General features: G+C 63.4%; 30 protein-coding genes. All 30 read left to right on the forward strand.

Going from position 1 to position 18490, the window contains the following annotated elements; all coding sequences use genetic code 11:
* Window positions 1-2: 2 nt before the first annotated feature.
* The 30 genes from rpsG to ABFD92_15450 all read left to right on the forward strand — a co-directional run bounded on the left by rpsG (window position 3) and on the right by ABFD92_15450 (window position 18466).
* Entirely contained in the window at window positions 3-479 is a 477-nt protein-coding gene (gene rpsG / locus ABFD92_15305; GenBank protein ID MEN6505905.1) for a 30S ribosomal protein S7, read from the forward strand.
* Between the two features lie 659 nt (window positions 480-1138).
* Window positions 1139-3226, forward strand: coding sequence for an elongation factor G (fusA, locus tag ABFD92_15310; protein ID MEN6505906.1), 2088 nt, complete (start codon window positions 1139-1141; stop codon window positions 3224-3226).
* Between the two features lie 150 nt (window positions 3227-3376).
* Window positions 3377-3685 carry a 30S ribosomal protein S10 gene (gene rpsJ, locus ABFD92_15315; protein ID MEN6505907.1) on the forward strand — a complete coding sequence of 103 codons (309 nt, stop codon included), beginning with the start codon at window positions 3377-3379 and terminating at the stop codon, window positions 3683-3685.
* Between the two features lie 39 nt (window positions 3686-3724).
* Window positions 3725-4387: a 50S ribosomal protein L3 gene (gene rplC / locus ABFD92_15320; GenBank protein MEN6505908.1), complete on the forward strand. Its 663-nt coding sequence runs from the start codon at window positions 3725-3727 to the stop codon at window positions 4385-4387.
* A gap of 15 nt (window positions 4388-4402) precedes the next feature.
* The gene (rplD, locus tag ABFD92_15325; protein MEN6505909.1) at window positions 4403-5032 is read left to right on the forward strand and encodes a 50S ribosomal protein L4; all 630 of its coding nucleotides are present in this window, start codon (window positions 4403-4405) and stop codon (window positions 5030-5032) included.
* Window positions 5029-5313 (forward strand): 50S ribosomal protein L23, encoded by a 285-nt coding sequence (rplW, locus tag ABFD92_15330; GenBank protein ID MEN6505910.1) that lies wholly within the window; start codon window positions 5029-5031, stop codon window positions 5311-5313. The genes rplD and rplW overlap by 4 nt, the downstream gene beginning before the upstream one ends.
* Before the next feature lie 21 nt (window positions 5314-5334).
* A complete protein-coding gene (gene rplB, locus ABFD92_15335; protein ID MEN6505911.1) occupies window positions 5335-6186 on the forward strand; it encodes a 50S ribosomal protein L2 in 852 nt (283 codons plus the stop codon).
* Between the two features lie 18 nt (window positions 6187-6204).
* On the forward strand, window positions 6205-6498 hold the full coding sequence (gene rpsS / locus ABFD92_15340; protein MEN6505912.1) for a 30S ribosomal protein S19: 294 nt from the start codon (window positions 6205-6207) through the stop codon (window positions 6496-6498).
* Window positions 6499-6516: 18 nt separating this feature from the next.
* Window positions 6517-6867: a 50S ribosomal protein L22 gene (rplV, locus tag ABFD92_15345; GenBank protein ID MEN6505913.1), complete on the forward strand. Its 351-nt coding sequence runs from the start codon at window positions 6517-6519 to the stop codon at window positions 6865-6867.
* Between the two features lie 12 nt (window positions 6868-6879).
* A complete protein-coding gene (rpsC, locus tag ABFD92_15350; GenBank protein ID MEN6505914.1) occupies window positions 6880-7716 on the forward strand; it encodes a 30S ribosomal protein S3 in 837 nt (278 codons plus the stop codon).
* Between the two features lie 15 nt (window positions 7717-7731).
* Window positions 7732-8148: a 50S ribosomal protein L16 gene (gene rplP / locus ABFD92_15355; protein ID MEN6505915.1), complete on the forward strand. Its 417-nt coding sequence runs from the start codon at window positions 7732-7734 to the stop codon at window positions 8146-8148.
* Window positions 8149-8165: 17 nt separating this feature from the next.
* Window positions 8166-8390: a 50S ribosomal protein L29 gene (gene rpmC, locus ABFD92_15360; protein MEN6505916.1), complete on the forward strand. Its 225-nt coding sequence runs from the start codon at window positions 8166-8168 to the stop codon at window positions 8388-8390.
* Between the two features lie 2 nt (window positions 8391-8392).
* Window positions 8393-8680 carry a 30S ribosomal protein S17 gene (rpsQ, locus tag ABFD92_15365; protein ID MEN6505917.1) on the forward strand — a complete coding sequence of 96 codons (288 nt, stop codon included), beginning with the start codon at window positions 8393-8395 and terminating at the stop codon, window positions 8678-8680.
* Between the two features lie 17 nt (window positions 8681-8697).
* Window positions 8698-9084 (forward strand): 50S ribosomal protein L14, encoded by a 387-nt coding sequence (gene rplN, locus ABFD92_15370; protein MEN6505918.1) that lies wholly within the window; start codon window positions 8698-8700, stop codon window positions 9082-9084.
* A 10-nt stretch (window positions 9085-9094) separates the two neighbouring features.
* On the forward strand, window positions 9095-9427 hold the full coding sequence (rplX, locus tag ABFD92_15375) for a 50S ribosomal protein L24 (protein ID MEN6505919.1): 333 nt from the start codon (window positions 9095-9097) through the stop codon (window positions 9425-9427).
* 9 nt (window positions 9428-9436) lie between these two features.
* Entirely contained in the window at window positions 9437-9988 is a 552-nt protein-coding gene (gene rplE, locus ABFD92_15380; GenBank protein MEN6505920.1) for a 50S ribosomal protein L5, read from the forward strand.
* A gap of 15 nt (window positions 9989-10003) precedes the next feature.
* The gene (locus ABFD92_15385) at window positions 10004-10189 is read left to right on the forward strand and encodes a type Z 30S ribosomal protein S14 (GenBank protein MEN6505921.1); all 186 of its coding nucleotides are present in this window, start codon (window positions 10004-10006) and stop codon (window positions 10187-10189) included.
* A gap of 12 nt (window positions 10190-10201) precedes the next feature.
* Window positions 10202-10603: a 30S ribosomal protein S8 gene (rpsH, locus tag ABFD92_15390; protein ID MEN6505922.1), complete on the forward strand. Its 402-nt coding sequence runs from the start codon at window positions 10202-10204 to the stop codon at window positions 10601-10603.
* A 12-nt stretch (window positions 10604-10615) separates the two neighbouring features.
* A complete protein-coding gene (gene rplF / locus ABFD92_15395) occupies window positions 10616-11200 on the forward strand; it encodes a 50S ribosomal protein L6 (GenBank protein ID MEN6505923.1) in 585 nt (194 codons plus the stop codon).
* A 101-nt stretch (window positions 11201-11301) separates the two neighbouring features.
* Window positions 11302-11658, forward strand: a complete 357-nt coding sequence (rplR, locus tag ABFD92_15400) for a 50S ribosomal protein L18 (GenBank protein ID MEN6505924.1) — start codon at window positions 11302-11304, stop codon at window positions 11656-11658.
* 55 nt (window positions 11659-11713) lie between these two features.
* Window positions 11714-12181: a 30S ribosomal protein S5 gene (gene rpsE / locus ABFD92_15405; protein ID MEN6505925.1), complete on the forward strand. Its 468-nt coding sequence runs from the start codon at window positions 11714-11716 to the stop codon at window positions 12179-12181.
* Window positions 12178-12621 (forward strand): 50S ribosomal protein L15, encoded by a 444-nt coding sequence (gene rplO / locus ABFD92_15410; GenBank protein ID MEN6505926.1) that lies wholly within the window; start codon window positions 12178-12180, stop codon window positions 12619-12621. The genes rpsE and rplO overlap by 4 nt, the downstream gene beginning before the upstream one ends.
* 235 nt (window positions 12622-12856) lie before the next feature.
* Entirely contained in the window at window positions 12857-14227 is a 1371-nt protein-coding gene (secY, locus tag ABFD92_15415) for a preprotein translocase subunit SecY (GenBank protein ID MEN6505927.1), read from the forward strand.
* Entirely contained in the window at window positions 14224-14886 is a 663-nt protein-coding gene (locus ABFD92_15420) for an adenylate kinase (GenBank protein ID MEN6505928.1), read from the forward strand. Before secY ends, ABFD92_15420 begins: the two co-directional genes overlap by 4 nt.
* A gap of 10 nt (window positions 14887-14896) precedes the next feature.
* Window positions 14897-15673 carry a type I methionyl aminopeptidase gene (gene map, locus ABFD92_15425; protein MEN6505929.1) on the forward strand — a complete coding sequence of 259 codons (777 nt, stop codon included), beginning with the start codon at window positions 14897-14899 and terminating at the stop codon, window positions 15671-15673.
* A gap of 25 nt (window positions 15674-15698) precedes the next feature.
* Entirely contained in the window at window positions 15699-15812 is a 114-nt protein-coding gene (rpmJ, locus tag ABFD92_15430; GenBank protein ID MEN6505930.1) for a 50S ribosomal protein L36, read from the forward strand.
* Window positions 15813-15858: 46 nt separating this feature from the next.
* Entirely contained in the window at window positions 15859-16242 is a 384-nt protein-coding gene (gene rpsM / locus ABFD92_15435) for a 30S ribosomal protein S13 (GenBank protein ID MEN6505931.1), read from the forward strand.
* Between the two features lie 3 nt (window positions 16243-16245).
* Window positions 16246-16713, forward strand: coding sequence for a 30S ribosomal protein S11 (gene rpsK, locus ABFD92_15440; GenBank protein ID MEN6505932.1), 468 nt, complete (start codon window positions 16246-16248; stop codon window positions 16711-16713).
* A gap of 37 nt (window positions 16714-16750) precedes the next feature.
* Window positions 16751-17383, forward strand: a complete 633-nt coding sequence (gene rpsD / locus ABFD92_15445; GenBank protein ID MEN6505933.1) for a 30S ribosomal protein S4 — start codon at window positions 16751-16753, stop codon at window positions 17381-17383.
* A gap of 63 nt (window positions 17384-17446) precedes the next feature.
* Complete coding sequence (locus ABFD92_15450) at window positions 17447-18466, forward strand: DNA-directed RNA polymerase subunit alpha (GenBank protein ID MEN6505934.1); 1020 nt, start codon at window positions 17447-17449, stop codon at window positions 18464-18466.
* The last annotated feature ends 24 nt before the right edge of the window (window positions 18467-18490 follow it).

Below are 18490 nucleotides of genomic sequence, written 5' to 3' on the forward strand. Positions count from 1 at the left end.
CCATGGCATACAAACGATTCACAGCGTCATCGAAGCAGTTGTCACCGGACCCCCGCTACGGCAGCAAGCTGGCCAGCAAGTTCATCAACTGCTTCATGCTGGACGGCAGGAAGTCCACCGCCCAGAGCATGTTCTACGGCGCCCTGGACATCATTGCCAAGAAGATCAAGGACGCCCCGCCGATCGAGGTGTTCGAGAAGGCCCTCGACAACGTCAAGCCGCGCATCGAGGTGCGGTCCAAACGCGTCGGCGGCGCCAACTACCAGGTGCCCATGCAGGTCAGCTCCAAGCGGCAATTGTCGCTGAGCATCCGATGGATGCGCGAAGCGGTGCGGTCCGGCAAAGGCCGCCCCACCTGCGTCCGCCTTGCGGACGAGCTGATGGCCGCGTATCGCGGCGAAGGCGCCGCCATGCAGACGCGCGAGAACGTGCATCGCATGGCCGACGCGAACAAGGCCTTCGCCCACTTTGCCTGGTAAGCTTTTGCAGGGGGCGGCATGGCGACACGGGTTCGTGTTTAGTCCGGTTGCCATGGAGAAGCGTATGTGCGGTGAAGCAGGGCGACGCGCTTAAGCTATCGCCAGGCCAACCGTTTGAAACGTATTATTGTTTTTGTTGCAGTGCAGAGTTTGACACACCCGAAGCCGGGTGGCACAGCCTTTCCAGGCTGTGTGGACACGGGCTGGAAAGCCTGTGTCACTGTCCCGGCCGAAAACGGTGGTAGTTGAATCGCCCGCCGCCGGCGGATGTTCCCCTGGAACCGCTGGCCGAGACGCGACGGGCGACCCCGGCTGGGACGGACCTCGCGAGAGGACGCCCGAGGCCGGGGCTCAGAGAAGGCGACGATGGTTCCAGGACGATCGTCGGCCGGCAGTGCCGGCAAGCGGGCGGCACAGCCTTTCCAGGCTGTGCAAGACACAGGCTGGAAAGCCTGTGCCACCGTATCCGCCTCCGCATGAGATAGGACAACCGGGCCGATCTGCCTGAAGATCGGCGCCTGCCGCCACCTGCGGCAGTGCTTTGGAACGGTCCCCTTGGGGCTTTCCGGCATCGACTTTGAATCGAGTCTGCGCAGGGCAACCTGTCGTCGACCGGTGCAGTTGTGCGCGGCGAGCCACTGAAAGATACAGAACGATACATGGCCAAGAACCTGACAAAACTTAGAAACATCGGCATCATGGCCCACATCGATGCCGGCAAGACCACCGTCAGCGAACGGATCCTCTTCTTCGCCGGTCGCACGCACAAGATCGGCGAGGTCCATGAGGGCACCGCTGTCATGGATTACCTGCCCGAAGAGCAGGAACGCGGGATCACGATCACCTCCGCGGCCACCACGCTCGAATGGGACGACTGCGCGATCAACCTCATCGACACGCCCGGTCACGTCGACTTCACCATCGAGGTCGAGCGCTCGCTGCGCGTGCTGGACGGGGCGGTGGCGGTCTTCTGCGCCGTCGGCGGCGTCGAGGCCCAGACGGAGACCGTCTGGCACCAGGCCGACCGCTACCGCGTGCCGCGCCTGTGCTTCATCAACAAGCTCGATCGCGCCGGCGCCGATTTCGAAAACGTCATGGGCGAGATCGTCTCCCGCCTGCCCAGCAATCCTATCGTCATGCAACTGCCCATCGGCAGCGGCGACGACTTTCTCGGACAGATCGACCTGGTCCGCCGCAAGGCGTACTACTACGACGCCGCCGAGGTGGCCACAGTCATCCGCGAGGAAGACGTTCCCCCGCAATATCATGACGCCGTTGAGAAGGCCCGTCACGACCTGCTGGAAAAGGCCGCCGATTTCGACGAGGTCGTCATGGAGAAGTATCTCCACGACCAACCCGTCAGCGAAGCCGAGATCAAACGCGCTGTCCGCAAGGGCACCGTCGCGGGCAAACTGCACCCGGTATTCTGCGGCAGCGCGCTGCAGCACATCGGCGTGCGCAAGCTGCTCGACGGCGTGGTGGACTATCTGCCCAGCCCGATGGACGTCCCTGCCGTCAGCGGCCTGGCGTCGATGCGCGGCCAGGAAGAAATCGTCCAGCGCAAGCCTGACCCCGCCGAACCGTTCTCGGCGCTGGTGTTCAAGATCACCTCGGACCAGCATGGCGACCTGAACTTCGCCCGGATTTACAGCGGCACGCTCACCAGCGGTACGCGCGTGCTCAACAGCACGCAGGACCGCAAGGAAATCGTCTCGCGCATCTGGGAGATGCACGCCAAGCAGCGCATCCGCCGCGACGAAGCCCTCCCCGGCGACATCGTCGCCCTCGTCGGACTCAAGAACAGCATCACCGGCGACACGCTGTGCGACCCCAAGAACCCCATCGTTCTGGAGAAGCTCGATTTTCCCGACCCGGTCATCACGCTGTCGATCGAGCCGGAAACCAACGCCGACAAGCAGCGCATGGGCACGGCCCTGGAGACGCTGCGGCGCGAGGATCCCAGCTTCAGCTACCGCTACGACGCCGAGACCGGTCAGACGACCATCTCGGGCATGGGCGAGCTGCACCTGGAAATCATCACGCACAAGCTCACGCGCGACATGGGCCTCAAGGTGCGCGTCGGTCGCCCGTCGGTGGCGTACAAAGAAACGATTCTCGGCGCCGCCGAGGCGGAAGGGCGGTTCATCCGCCAGACGGGCGGGCACGGGCAGTATGCCGTGGCGGTGGTTCGCGTGGAGCCCCTGGGCGGCGAGGTGCGCGATCACGAAGAGACGATCGAGTACGTCGACGAGACCAAAGGCGGAAGCGTTCCGCGCGAATATATTCCGTCGGTCGGCAAGGGCGTCAAGGACGCCGCCGGCAGCGGACCGCTGGCCGGATACCCGATGCTCAACGTTCGCGCGGCGCTGACGGACGGAAAGTATCACCCCGTCGACAGCAGCGACATCGCCTTCCAGCAGGCCGGGGCCATGGCGTTCAACGCCGCCGTGCTCAAGGCCACCCCGGTGTTCCTCGAGCCGATCATGCGATTGAGCGTGACGACGCCCGAGGAGTTTCTCGGGGCGGTGACGGCCGACCTCAACCGCCGGCGGGCGGAGATCAAAGAGATGAATCAGCGAGGGAAATTCCGTATTTTGACGGTCTACGCGCCGCTGGCGGAGATGTTCGGATACGCGACGCAACTTCGCTCGCTGACGCAGGGACGGGCCAGCCAGACCATGGAGCCGCACACGTATTCGCCCGTGCCGGCAAGCGTGGCGACCCAAATTTTGAAATCTTATTGTTGAAAAAATAAATTTCCTGAATAAACGAGTTGACAATGAGAAAAATATGCTTAGATTTAGACGACTCTGCACCTTGGTCGGTATCTTCCGCCCATAGAAGGTTCCGGCAGTAGTCCGCCTGCGCCGGTAGACAGGCATTGGAGCAAGCGATCGATGGTTCACGACAAGATACGCATTCGGATGGAAGCATACGACCACCGGGCCCTGGATTCCTCGGCCAAGGAAATCGTCGACCACGCCGAGCGCACGGGCGCCCGGGTCTGCGGTCCGGTGCCGCTGCCGACGCGCATCGAGCGCTATACGGTGCTGCGCAGCCCACACGTGGATAAGAAGTCGCGCGAGCAGTTCGAGATGCGCACCCACAAGCGGATCATCGACATCTACGAGCCGACCGTTCGTACCGTCGAGGCGCTCAACCGCCTGGTGGTTCCGGCCGGCGTGTTCATCAAGATTAAGGCATGACGTGACGCTTACGGCGCTCACGCGAGTTGAGGCATAACCATGATAGCGGCACTGTTAGGAAAAAAAATCGGCATGACCCAGGTCTACGACGACCAGGGCGTGCTGCATCCGGTGACGGTGGTGCAGGCTGGACCCTGCAGCGTGCTGCAGATCAAGAACGCCCAGCGGGAAGGTTACGAAGCCGTCCAGATCGGTTTTGACGACTTCAAGAACCATCGCGAGACCAAGCCCGCCGCCGGGCACGCCGCCAAGGCCGGAACCTCCGCCAAGCGGTTCGTGAAGGAATATCGCCTGGCCGCCGCCGACGCCGACGTCGCCGCCGGCGCCACGCTGACGGTAGAAGTGTTTGAAGGCGTCGGCAAGATCGACGTCATCGGCACCAGCAAGGGCAAAGGGTTTCAGGGCCCCATGGTCCGACACCACTTCAAAGGCATGCCCGCCAGCCACGGTTGCGAACGCAAACACCGCAGCCCCGGCTCCATCTGCTCGCATGCCACGCAGGCCGGCACCGGCCCCAAGCCCAAAAAAGGCAAGCGGATGGGCGGTCACATGGGCTCGGTGCGCTGCACCAGCCGCAACCACCGCATCATCCGCATCGACAAGGAAAACAATCTGCTGCTGATCAAGGGACCGCTGCCCGGACCGGCTGGGGGATACCTGTTCCTCCGTGCCAGCAAAACCGCCGCCGCGGCCCCGGCCTGAACTGGATAATCGACCATGCTGGAAGTACCCGTATACAACATGAAGGGCGAGAAGACTCGCACGCTGGAGATTGACGAGGCGCTGTTCGGGCGCCATGTCAACACGGCGCTGCTCAAGCAGGCGGTGGTCGCTTATCACGCCAACCGTCGCCAGGGCACCGTGGCCACCCGCTCGCGCGGAATGGTCGCCGGTTCGACTCGCAAACTTTACCGTCAGAAGGGCACTGGCAACGCCCGCCGCGGAAACGTCCGCACCAACGTGATGCGCGGCGGCGGCGTGGCCTTCGCCAAGCAGCCCCGAGAGTACCGCCAGAAACTGCCCCGCCAGATGCGCAAGGCCGCTCTTGACTCGGCCATCCTGGCCAAGATCCAGGGCAACAACCTGATGGTGGTCGAGGGCTTGGCCATGGAGAAGCCCAGCACCAAGACGATGGCCGGCGTCCTCAAGAGCCTCCAGATCAACCGCTCTTGCCTGCTGACCATCCCTCAGCGAGACAACTCGCTGTATCTGTCCAGCCGCAACATCGCCGACCTGACTGTCCGGATCACCGAAGAGCTCAACGCCTTCGACGTGGCCACCCGCCAGAAGATGCTGGTGACGGTCGAGGCCATGACCGCCCTGACCAGCCGGGAGGTGCAGGCGTGAAGACTGAAATCCACAGCGTGATTATCCGCCCGCTGGTGACCGAAAAGGGTACCCACCAGAGCGAGACCCGAAACGCCTACGCGTTTGAAGTCGAAGCCACGGCCAACAAGGCGCAGATCCGCCAGGCCGTCGAGCAACTGTACAACGTGAAGGTCGATGAGGTGCGAACGGCCAACCGCAAGGGCAAGCCGCGCCGCACGAAGTTCCGCGTCGGACGCACCCGCCACTGGAAGAAAGCCGTGGTCGTGCTCAAAGACGAATACCGCATCGACCTGTTCTAGCCCAACCAGGATTACCTGACGATGCCTATTAAGATCTACAATCGAACGTCCGCCGGCCGACGAAACAGCTCGGTCAATACGTACTCGGACGTGACCTGCACGAAGCCGACGAAATCGCTGCTGGTCCCGGCCAAGAAGACCGGCGGGCGAAACAACCAGGGCTTTATCACCTGCCGCCACCACGGCGGCGGGCACAAGCGGATGTACCGCATCATCGACTTCAAGCGCAACCGCGACGGTCAGGCGGCCGAAGTCATGACCGTCGAGTACGATCCCAACCGAAGCTGCAACATTGCCCTGGTCAAGTACGAAGACGCGACCGTGACATACATTCTGGCCCCGGCGGGGCTCAAGGTCGGGCAGAAGCTATACTCCGGTCCGGCCAGCGAACCGCGCGTGGGCAACTGCCTGCCTCTGGCGAATATTCCCCTGGGTCTGGAAGTGCACAATATCGAGATGCAGCCCGGGCAGGGCGGCAAGATGGTGCGATCGGCCGGCGGCGTCGCCCGCCTGCAGGCCCGCGAGGGCAAGATGGCCCACCTGATCCTGCCTTCGGGCGAAATGCGAATGGTCAACGTCCAGTGCCGCGCCACCATCGGGCAACTGGGCAACATCGAGCACCAGGGCATCCGCTGGGGCAAGGCCGGACGCAAGCGCCACATGGGCATCCGTCCGACGGTTCGCGGCAGCGCGATGAACCCGGTCGCTCACCCGATGGGCGGCGGCGAAGGGCGGCGCAGCGGCGGACGCCACCCGGTCAGCCCGACGGGCAAGCTGTCCAAGGGCGGCAAGACGCGCCGCCGCCGCAAGACGACGAGCAAGATGATCCTGCGCCGGAGGCGCAACGTCCGCAACGGCCAACTGGTTCTCTAGATTGCGAGATAGACGGCGATGACTCGAAGCGCAAAAAAAGGTCCTTACGTAGACGCCACGCTGTTCGGGAAGGTCCAGAAAGCCCTGGACAGCGGCAGCACCGAGCCCATCAAGACCTGGGCGCGGTCCTGCACCATCGTTCCCGAGTTCATCGGGCGCACGTTCATGGTGCATAACGGCAAGGCGTTCAATAAGGTCTTCGTGACAGAAGACATGGTCGGGCACAAGCTCGGCGAGTTCAGCCCCACGCGTATCTTCCGTGGGCATAGCGGCGGCCGCAGCAAAGAAGCAGCGGCTGCAGCGGGATCGTAATTCCCCCGGAGTTGTGAGATGGCCTGGAAGGCAAAACATCGATTCGCTCGGATCAGCGCCCGCAAGGCGAGGCTGGTGGTCGACGTCATCCGCGGGCGCGAAGTGCAGGAGGCGATGAACCTCCTGGAGTTCATGCCCCACCGCGCGGCGGTGATGATCCGCAAAGTGCTGGCCAGCGCCATCGCCAGCGCCAACGAGGGCGAGGCCGACACCGAGGCGCTGTTCGTCTCCGAAGCGCGGATCGACGAAGGTCCGACGATGAAGCGTTGGCAGCCCAAGGATCGCGGGCGGGCGCATCCGATTCTGAAACGCACCAGTCACATTGTCGTGACGGTCGAGCAACACGCTGCCGCGCAGGCGGCCAGGTAAGGCGAGGCACGCATGGGTCAAAAGGTTAATCCTACCGGTTTTCGAACCGGAGTCACCCTGGGCTGGAAGAGCCGCTGGTTCGCTCCCAAGAGCAACTACGGCGAGTTCCTGGTCGAGGATGAGCGGCTGCGACGGTTCGTCGACAAGATGCTCAACCGTCAGCCGCCATACGCCGGCATCAGCTCGATCGAGATCGAGCGGACGCGGGAAGAGGTCAAGATCATCCTCAAGACCGCCCGTCCCGGCCTGGTCATCGGACCCAAGGGCGCCGAGGTGGACAAGCTGCGCGAGTCGCTGGAAGAGCTCACCGACCGCCGCGTCAACATCAACATCGTCGAGATCCGCTCGCCGGACCTGGACGCGATGCTGGTGGCCGAGGCGATCAGCGACCAGCTCCGCCGCCGCGCCAGCTTCCGCCGCACCATGAAGCAGCGGGCTGAGCAGACGATGCAGGCCGGCGCTCGCGGCATCAAGATCGCCGTCAGCGGACGTCTCGGCGGCGCTGAGATCGCCCGTCGCGAGACGAAGGTGATGGGCAGCGTTCCGCTGCATACGCTTGACGCCGACGTGGACTACGGTTTTACGACGAGTTTCACCACCTACGGCGCCATCGGCGTCAAGGTGTGGGTGTATCGCGGACGATTCGGCGAAGCGCCCCTGGAGCCTCAGCCCGGCGCCGAAGACGCTATGCGTCGTCGTCGTCGCCCCGGTGGCGGCGGACCCGGTGGTGGCGGTGGCGGCGGCGGGCGCGGCGGACGGCCTCGAGGCCCAGGCCAAGGCCGTGGCGGCGAACAGCAGGGCCGAGGCCAGGCGCCCGCTCAGGACCAACCCAAGCAGGACCAGCAATAAAGATCAGGTGTACCCATGGCATTGATGCCCAAACGTATTAAGCACCGCAAGCAGATGCGCGGGAAGATGACCGGAAAGGCCACTCGCGGCCATACCGTGTCGTTTGGCGACGTGGGTGTCCAGTCGATGGACACCTGCTGGGTGACGGCCAGGCAGCTCGAAGCCGGGCGCGTGGCGGCCACCCACTATCTGCACCGCGAAGGGCGCGTATACATCCGGGTGTTCCCGGACAAGCCCATCAGCGCCAAACCGCTCGAGACCCGCATGGGCAAGGGCAAAGGCGAGACGAAAGAATGGGTCGCCCGGGTCAAGCCCGGAACGATCCTCTTTGAGATCGGCGGCGTGGACGAAGAGACGGCCAAGAGCGCCCTGCGGCGCATCGCCCACAAGATGCCCGTCCGCTGCCGCCTGGTTCACCGTCGGCGAATGTAGAGCAGGATACTGTCCCCATGAAGATCAATGATATTCGAGCTTTGAACGGCGAAGAACTCCAGACGGAACTGGCGCGCCTGAGACGGCACGTGTTCGACCTGCATGCCCAGGCCGTCACCGAGAAACTGGAAGACCCGACCCTGGTCACCAAGGCCAAGCGGGACATCGCGCGGATCCTGATGGTGCAGCGGGAGCGCGAGCTTCTGAACACCGCCGGAACCGCTCAGGAGGCCAAGGCGTAGCCATGACCAGTCTTGAACAATCCAACACGCCCACCCTGCATTCGCCCAAGACCGGCAAGGTCCGCACCATCAGCGGAAAGCAGACCATCAGCGTCCTGCTGGAGCAGATGGTGCAGCATCCGGTTTACGGTAAATACGTCCGGCGGCGCACGAAGCTGGCTGTCCATGACGCCGCCAATGCCGCCAAAGTCGGCGACACGGTCGAGATCGTGCCCTGCCGGCGGCTCAGCAAGACCAAGAGTTGGCGCCTGGTGCGCATTATCAGCAGCAGCGCTGCGGCCCAATCGTAGCGGCGAGGTTAACAGACGTGATCCAGCAACAGACACGAATGAGTGTGGCCGACAACAGCGGCGCGCAGGTGGTGGGCACCATCAAGGTGCTGGGCGGTTCCACGCGGCGCGGCGGATTTACCCGCCGCACGGCCAGCCTGGGCGACATCATCATCTGCTCGGTGAAGAAGGCCCTGCCGGGCTCGGACGTCAAGGCCGGAACCGTGGTGCGGTGCGTGATCGTCCGCACGACGTTCCCCGTCCGCCGCAGCGACGGCAGCTACGTCAAGTTCGACGAGAACGCGGCCGTGCTCATCGATGAGGAAGGCAACCCCAAAGGCACGCGCATCTTCGGGGCCGTCGCCCGTGAACTGCGCGAGAAGAATTTCATGAAGATCGTCTCACTGGCGGCTGAGGTGGTGTAGAGCGATGGCATTGCATGTAAAAAAAGGCGACATGGTGTCCGTCATTGCCGGCGACGACCGCGGCAAGAGCGGCGAAGTGCTGCGCGTGCTGCCCGAGTCGCAGCGCGTGATCGTGCAGGGCGTCAACCGGGTGTACCGACACCTCAAGCCCTCGCGCCAGCATCCCAAGGGCGGGCGCATCCAGAAGGAAATGCCCATTCACATTTCCAACGTGCTGCCCATCGACCCCAAGACCAACCAGCCCACGCGCGTGGGATACACCGTTAACCCCGATGGCGCCAAAGACCGCGTCGCTCGCAAGAGCGGGCAGTCGCTCGGCGCCGTCAAGAAGGCGACCAAATAGGTGGTCACGATGACTCCAAGGCTTCTGGAACAATACAGCCAGCACGTGGCAGGGGCATTGACCGAGCAGTTCGGTTACAAGAACCGCATGGCCATCCCGCGCCTCGAAAAGATCGTGGTCTCGATGGGCATCGGCCAGGCCAGCACCGACCAGGCCCACCTGGACACGGCGCTGCAGCAGTTGGCCGACATCACCGGTCAGCGTCCGGTGGTGACGCTGGCGAAGGTCTCGATCAGCAACTTCAAACTCCGCCAGGGCATGAAGGTGGGTCTGAAGGTGACGCTGCGGCGCGAGCGGATGTGGGAATTCCTCGACCGCCTGGTGTCGCTGGCGATCCCGCGCGTGAAGGACTTCCGCGGGCTCAACCCTTCGGCCTTCGACGGACGCGGCAACTACAACATGGGTCTGGTGGAGCAGTCGGTCTTTCCGGAGATCGATCCGGCCAAGCTGACCTTCACGCAGGGCATGAATATCGCGATGCATACTTCGGCCAAGACCGACGAAGAGGCCCGGGCGCTGTTGAGCCTGCTAGGGCTGCCGTTCCGTACCGAAGACCAGTAACAAGGGACCGATTGCATGGCTACCAAGGGACAAGTGGAAAAGTCGAAGCGCCCGCCGAAGTTCAGCACGCGGATCGTGCGGCGGTGTCAGTTGTGCGGCCGGCCCCGAGCGGTCTACCGCAAGTTCCGCATCTGCCGCATCTGCCTGCGGAGCCTGGCCCACCAGGGCAAGATCCCGGGCATGAAAAAATCAAGCTGGTAAAGGGAACGCGAGATGAGTCTTCAGGATCCAATAGCCGACATGCTGACCCGAATCCGCAACGCATTGCGGGCGGGACAGAAAGTCACCAACATCAAGGCCTCGGGAGTCTGCCAGGGCATCGCCCAGACGCTCAAGGACGAAGGGTACATCGACGACTTTCAGTGCGTCGAGGACAATACCCCCCAGGGCCTGTTGCGGGTGTACCTCAAGTACGGCCCCAACGGCGAGGAAGTGGTCACGGAAATCAAGCGCGTCAGCAAACCCGGTCGCCGCGTGTACAGCGGCGTGGGCGAGCTGCCCAAGCCGATGAACGGCATGGGAATCGTCATCGTCTCGACCTCCAAGGGCGTGATGAGCGATCGGCGCTGTCGCAGTGAAAAAATCGGCGGCGAAGTGCTCTGCACCGTCTGCTAAGCGAGTAGTGTTATGTCACGCATCGGAATGAAACCAATAGCGATTCCCAAGGGCGTCAAGATCGCCCTGTCCGGACGCACCGTCAGCGTCGAGGGCCCGGTGGGCAAGCTCTCCTGGGAGCACCGCCCGGAGGTGTCCGTGACGGTCGACGAAGCCGCCAAGGTCGTCACCGTCGCCCGTGCCAACGACGAGCGCCTCAGTCGGGCTTTGCACGGCCTGACCCGCAGCCTTGTCGCCAACATGGTCGAAGGCTGCTTCAAGGGCTACAGCAAGAGCCTTGAGGTCTACGGCGTGGGCTACGGTCTGCAGATGGCCGGGACGAAGCTGACGGTCAACTGCGGCAAGAGCCACCCGGTGGTGTTCAACATCCCCCAGGGTCTGAAGGTGGACGTGACGGTCCCGCAGGCCCGCGGCGACAACGAGCCCGCTCGCGTCACCGTCAGCGGGCCCGACAAGCAGATGGTCGGCGAGTTTGCAGCGCGGGTGCGAAAAGCCCGCAAGCCCGAACCGTACAAGGGCAAGGGCATCCGTTACGCCGGAGAGCACGTGCGGCGCAAGGTCGGCAAGGCCTTTGCCGGCGCCGGGGCCGGCGGCTAGTCCGTCCGTGGGCACAGCCTTTCCCCGCTGTGCCGGTCACAGGCTGGAAGGCCTGTGCCACGAAGGATTCATCAAGCAAGGCATAGACAACCATGAAGGCGATGAAAAAGAAGATAGTTCGGCAGCAGCGGCGCAAGCGTCACGTCCGCAAGCTCGTCAGCGGATCGGCCCAGAGGCCCCGCCTGACGGTCTTCCGCAGCCACAAGAACATCTACGCCCAACTGATCGACGACGCGGCAGGAAACACGCTGGTGGCCGCCTCTTCGCTGGAAGAGGCCCTGATCGAACAGGCCATTGGCGGAAACCGCAAAGCCGCTCAGGTCGTCGGGGCGGCCCTGGCGGCCAAGGCCGTTCAGGCAGGCATCAAAAAGGTCGTATTCGACCGCAACGGTTACGCCTTTCACGGGCGTATCAAAGAACTGGCCGACGCCGCCCGCAAGGGCGGGCTGGAGTTCTAAGTAGACAGGAGCAACCCTAGTGGCGTTCCAAAAACGACAAGGCGGCCGTGACGAGATGGAAGGCGGAATGGAAGATTCCGTCGTCCAGATCTATCGCTGCAGCAAAGTGGTCAAAGGCGGACGGCGGTTCAGCTTCGCCGCCCTGGTGGTCGTCGGCGACCGCCGCGGGCAGATCGGCATCGGCTACGGCAAGGCCAACGAAGTGCCCCAGGCCGTCGAAAAGGCCATCGCCGAAGCCCGCAAGGAGATGTTCACCGTCTCCCTCAACGGGCGCACCATCCCCCATGAAGTCTGGGGGCACAGCGGCGCCAGCCGCGTGATCCTGGTTCCGGCTTCCGACGGTACCGGCGTCATCGCCGGAAAGAAGATTCGCCCCCTGCTCGAACTAGCGGGAATCAGCGACGTACTGACCAAGGCCTACGGTTCGACTTCGCCCAAGAACCTGCTTAAGGCCGGGCTCGACGCGCTGCTGAAGCTGCGCACGCAGGCGACCATCAAGGCCCTGCGAGGAGTGGAACTGTGAAACTCGACGATATCATGAAGACTGCCGGCAAGCACAAGAGCCGTAAGCGCCTCGGGCGCGGCAACGGCAGCGGGCACGGCGGCACGTGCTGCCGCGGACACAAGGGTTATTACTCCCGCGCCGGAAACAAGCTCAACCTGGGCTTCGAGGGCGGCTCGAACCCGATGCTCAAACGCATCCCCAAACGCGGGTTCTCCAACGACCCGTTCAGAAAGAACTTCCAGGTCGTCAATATCGAGGCCCTGGACCGGTTCGAAGATGGCGCCACCGTCGATGCCGCCGCGCTTCTGGCGGCCGGGTTGATCAGTGACGCCGCCCTGCCCATCAAGGTGCTTGGCAGCGGCCAGATGAAGAAGAAACTGACCGTGGTGGCTTCGAAGTTTTCGGCCGCCGCTTCAGAAAAGATCGCCCAGGCGGGCGGGACGGTGCAGGCAGTCTAAGAGCAGCAGGCGAAACCCAATGGCATTCAAATTCTTCAGATTGGCGGTAGGTGTGGTTCTGGCGGTAACGGGCCTATGGCTCATTGCCGGCGGGATCGACACGATCTATCAGTCTCTCACTCGCCAGGCGGGTGCGGAGGTGCTGGTCAGGCCCATTCTGCGGATCGTTGCCGGTTTGGGTGTCTTTGCCGCCTACTACTACTTCCTGTGGTCCTCTTCTCGCATCCGACAGGTGATGGAGAACATCTTTGCCATCCCCGAGCTGATCCGAAAGATCGCCTTCACGATCGGGCTGCTGTGCATCTACCGCATCGGGTTCTACGTGCCGCTGCCGGGTCTGAATCAAGAAGCTCTTGCCGAGTGGTCGAAGAACCTCGGCGGCGGGATCTACGGTCAGGCCATGGCCATCGCAGGCATGCTCACCGGCGGCAACCTCAGCCAGTCGACGCTGTTCGGTCTGGGCATCATGCCGTATATTTCGGCCTCGATTATCATGCAACTGCTGGGCACGGTGGTCCCGAGCCTGGCCAAGCTGCAGAAGGAAGGCCCCGCCGGATATAAGAAGATCCAGGAATACACCCGCTACGGCACGGTGCTGCTGTGCGTGATCCAGGCGATCGTCTGGATGCGCATCATGGTGGCCCCCGGTTCAGCGGGCAGCGAATCGCTGGTGTACGGGCAGTACGAAGGCAGCATCCAGATCTTCATCATGGGCGTGATCGGTCTGACAGCCGGCACGATCTTCCTGATGTGGCTGGGCGAGCAGATCGACGAATACGGCATCGGCAGCGGCATCAGCCTGCTGATCATGGCGGGCATTCTCGCCCGCCTGCCCAGGGCCATCGAGATGCTGATCACGCAGGCGGACCTGAGCCTGACCGGAAGCTCCGGGGCGGGCAAGATCGACCTGATCCGCCTGCTGTTCCTGATCTTCTCGTTCGTGTTCGTCGTCGCCGGTGCGATCCTGATTACCCAGGCGCAGCGTCGCATTCCGGTGCAGCAGGCCAAGCATGCCCGCGGGCGGCGGGTTTACGGCGGACAGCGCCAGCATCTGCCCCTCCGCGTCAACCATGGCGGCGTGATGCCCATCATCTTCGCCTCGTCGTTGATGATCTTCCCCGGAATCATCTTCAAGTCGATCGCGCAGTCATGGCCTCACCCGGTGACGCAGGCGCTGGCATCGGCGTTCGAGAGCCATAGCTATGTCTATGCCGTGGTGGAAGTGGCGCTGATCTTCTTCTTCGCGTACTTCTGGACGACCGTGCAGTTCAAGCCCAAGGAAATGGCCGAGCAACTGCGCGACTACGGCAGCTTCATTCCGGGCATGCGTCCGGGCAAGCGGACGGCGGAGTACCTCGAGAAGGTCATGGAACGCATCACCTACTGCGGCGCCGCATTCCTGGCGGTCATCGCGGTGTTGCCCACGACCATCGCGGCCGTGCTGGACATCGACTATCAGATTGCCGCCTTTCTGGGCGGCACGGGTCTTCTGATCATGGTCTCGGTGGCGCTGGACCTGGTGCAGCGCATCGAGGCGCAGTTGGTGATGCGAAACTACGGCGGCTTCCTGGGCGGCAGCACCCGCATCAAGGGAGCGTACTCATGAGGATCGTCCTGATGGGGCCCCCTGGAAGCGGTAAAGGCACGCAGGCCAAGCGCCTGGCCGACCGCTACGGGATGAAGCACTTGTCCAGCGGCGACATCTTCCGGGCCGAGAAGTCCTCGGGCTCGGAACTGGGCAAGGCGCTGGCGAAGTACATGGATGCCGGGCAACTGGTGCCCGATGATGTCGTCGTCGAGATCATGGCCAAGGCCATCACCGCCGTCGACAGCAAGCGGGGCCTGCTGCTGGACGGGTTCCCCCGGACGGTCGCCCAGGCCGAGGCGCTGGACCGGACGCTGGCCAAGGCCGGTTCGCCGCTGGACGCGGTGGTGGAGATCCAGGCCGACGATAACGCCATCGTGCGGCGGATCGTCGGGCGGCGAAGCTGCCCGGCGTGCAACAAGGTGTACCACACCGAGTTCATGCCGCCCAAGGATGACAAGAAGTGTGACGCCTGCGGCGCCGAACTGGTGCAGCGGGATGATGATACCGAACCGGTTGTCGCCAAGCGGCTGGATACGTACCACCAGCAGACCGAACCGGTGATGGGTTACTATCGCAGCCGCGGCGAGCTGCCAGTGCTGACCGTCGATGGGAACAAGGACGTCAAAGACGTTACCGCGGACCTGACGGACGCTCTGGAGTCGCTGGGGAACGTGTAGAAAGGTGCGCATGGCGATCCGGCTCAAGACTGCCGAGCAGATCGAGAAGATGCGCCGCGCCGGGCGAATTGTCCGGCAAGTGCTCAAGGCCCTGGGCGAGCGAGTCGCTCCGGGCGTGACAACTAAAGAGTTGGACGACCAGGCCGAGCGGATCATGCGCCAGGCCGGTGCGGAAGGGCTCTTCAAGGGCGTCCCCGGAAAAGACGGGGCCGGTCCTTTTCCGGGCTACATCTGCGCCTCGATCAATGACGAGGTCGTCCACGGGATACCTTCGACGCGGGCCATCCGCTCGGGCGACATCGTCAGCATCGACTTCGGCGTGCGCCTGGACGGTTGGTGTGCCGACGCGGCTGAGACGTTTGTCGTCGGCCCGGTGCCCCCCGACGTGCAGCGCCTGGTGGATGTGACGCGGAACACGCTGGCGATGGCGCGGGAGATGGTTCGTCCGGGGCGGCGCTGGTCGGACGTGGCGGCCGTCATGCAGCAGTATGTCGAAGACGAAGGTTTCTCGGTGGTTCAGGAGTTTGTCGGTCATGGGATCGGCGAGGCGATGTGGGAGGACCCCAAGGTTCCGAACTTCGTCTCGGGCGATTTGCGGCGTCGGGACATCGACCTGGTGGAGGGGCTGGTGCTGGCGGTGGAACCGATGGTGAATCTGGGGCGTCGCACAGTGCAGTACGCCCGGGACGGGTGGACTGTGGTGACGCGTGACGGGAAACCGTCGGCTCACTTTGAAGACACGCTGGCAGTGACGGCAACGGGCTGCCGGGTGTTGACGGCGGAGTGACGGAAAGAGCGGTACGAGGTTAATCATGAAAGTGAAATCGTCAGTGAAGCGGATGTGTGAGAATTGTCGCGTCGTGCGCCGCAAGGGCGTGGTGCGCGTCATCTGCAGCAATCCCAAGCATAAACAGCGCCAGGGCTGATGCCTGGCTCGGCGGCGCCGCGTGCGGGGCCGCCAAGGAGTATCGTATGCCGCGTTTGGCAGGTGTGGACATTCCGAACGAGAAAGCGACGTTGATCTCGCTGCAGTACATCCATGGGATCGGGTCCAAGATCGCCCTGGACATCTGCACGAAACTGCAGATCGACGTCAACAAGAAGGCCAAGGACCTGACCGAAGACGAAGTCTCGAAGATCGCCACGATGATCGACAACGACTTTGTGATCGAAGGTCAGTTGCGCCGCCAGGTGCAGCAGCACATTGCCCGCCTGCGGGACATCGGCTGCTACCGCGGTCTGAGGCACCGCCGCGGCCTGCCCGTGCGCGGACAGCGCACCAAGACCAACGCCCGCACCCGCAAGGGCCCCCGCAAGACCGTCGCCGGCAAGAAGTCGGTTAAGGAGATGCGTTAGACCATGGCAAAGGAACAGGAAAAAGAACAGGCCCCCGAGCAGGCTGGCGCGCCCGCGGCATCGGGCGAGGCCCCGGCCGCCGATACCGCCGCGGCCCCCAAGAAAAGCAAGAAGTCCAAGCGCAGCGTCGCCAAGGGCATCGTCCACGTCAAGGCCACCTTCAACAACACGCTGGTGACCATCACCGACATGGACGGGGAAGTGCTGGTGACGGAGTCGGCCGGCACGGTCGGATTCAAGGGCTCGCGCAAGAGCACGCCCTTTGCCGCCCAGCGCGCGGCGGAACAGGCGGCCATCAAGGTCCGCAAGATGGGACTTAACGAAGTCGAAGTGCGAGTGAAAGGCCCCGGCAGCGGGCGCGAAAGCGCCGTGACGTCGCTGCAGGCGGCAGGGTTACGAATTTCCTCGATTGAAGATGTCACGCCGATTCCTCACAACGGGTGCCGCCCGCGTAAGAAACGACGTGTCTAAAGCGCCGCGGCGCTCAGGATAGGGAGCTTAGTCAACGATGGGACGCTACACCGGACCGTCATGCAGGTTGTGCCGACGCGAGGGCATCAAACTGATGCTCAAGGGAACTCGCTGTGAAACCGCCAAGTGCGCCATGGAAAAACAGTGGCGCAATATGCCTCCGGGCCAGCACAGCTGGCGCCGCGGGCGCGGTAGCGAATACGGCGTGCGCCTGCGCGAAAAACAAAAAGTGAAACGCTACTACGGCGTCTTCGAAACGCAGTTCCGCAAGTACTTCGCCATGGCCGAACGCCAGCGCGGAAATACCGGCGCGGCCCTGCTGAGCATCCTGGAACGCCGCCTGGACAACGTCGTGCAGAAGTTGGGCTTTGCCCTCTCCCGCGCCGCGGCCCGACAGGCGATCTCCACCGGACACATTCACGTGAATGGCCGCAAGCTGGACATCCCCAGCTACCTGGTGAAGGTAGGCGACCGCGTGACGGTCAAGCCCGCCGATCGCAGCCAGAAGCTGATTCGCCGGTCGCTGGAAGTTCGGGGCGAGGCGGGTCTGCAGAACTGGTTGAAGCTGGACATGGCAAAACTCGAAGCGGATATCATCGCCCTGCCGACGCGGGATGACGTGATGATTCCGGTGGAAGAACAATTGATCGTTGAGCTGTGCAGCCAGTAAGCACGCAGACGACAGGCGATAGCGGAGCCGGAACGCGATTTTCGGCGGAAGGAGCACGGATCAATGAGAGTCAGGTGGCGCGGTCTGGAATTGCCCACGCGGGTCTTGAGCGATCAGAGCGTTTCCACCCCGACGTACGGACGGTTCATGATCGAACCGTTCGAGCGCGGGTTTGGAACAACGGTCGGAAACTCCCTGCGACGCATCCTGCTCAGCAGCTTGGAAGGCGCCGCGGTCACGAGCATCAAGATCGCCAAGGCGGATCATGAATTTACCTCCATCAAGGGCGTCCTGGAAGATGTCACCGACATCGTCCTGAACATCAAGAGCCTGGTCGTCAAGAGCCACTCCGACGAGGCCAAGATCGCCCGCATCCACAGCGAAGTCAAAGGTCCGGTCACCGCCGGGATGATCGAGGCCGATCCGGCCATCGAGATCATCGACGTCGACCACCACCTGTTGACGCTCACCGACAACGTCCCGCTGGACATGGAACTGATCATCCAGAAGGGGCGAGGCTACCAGGCCGCCGACGAAATGATCGACCCCGATGCCGACCAGGAACTCGGTCGCATCTACGTCGACGCGTCCTTCTCGCCGGTGACCCGCGTGCGATACCGCACCGAAGACACCCGCGTCGGGCAGAAGGTCAACTACGACCGGCTCGTGCTGGAGATCTGGACCAACGGAACCGTCACGCCCGAGATGGCGATGGTCGAGGCCGCCAAGATTCTCCGCAAGCACCTCAACCCGTTCGTGCAGTACTTCGAGCTGGGCGAGCAGATCGTCGAGTCGGCCCCGTCGGCCGGTCCGCAGGAGATCGACGCCGAACTGCAGCGCAAGCTCAACATGAGCGTGCATGAGATGGAACTGTCGGTGCGGAGCAACAACTGCCTGGAAGCGGCCAAGATCGAGACGGTCGGTCAACTGGCCCGCCTGACCGAGGCCGAACTGCTCCAGATCCGCAGCTTTGGCAAGACCTCGCTGCGCGAGGTGAAACGCAAGCTCGATGAAATGGGCTTGTCGCTGGGCATGAACCTGCCCCCCATGGGCGACGAAGGCCCCGGCGGCGCCGGCGAATAAGGCACTGCGTCTGTAACACTAGCG

Source organism: Planctomycetaceae bacterium, from assembly GCA_039680605.1.
Classification (GTDB): domain Bacteria; phylum Planctomycetota; class Phycisphaerae; order SM23-33; family SM23-33; genus JAJFUU01.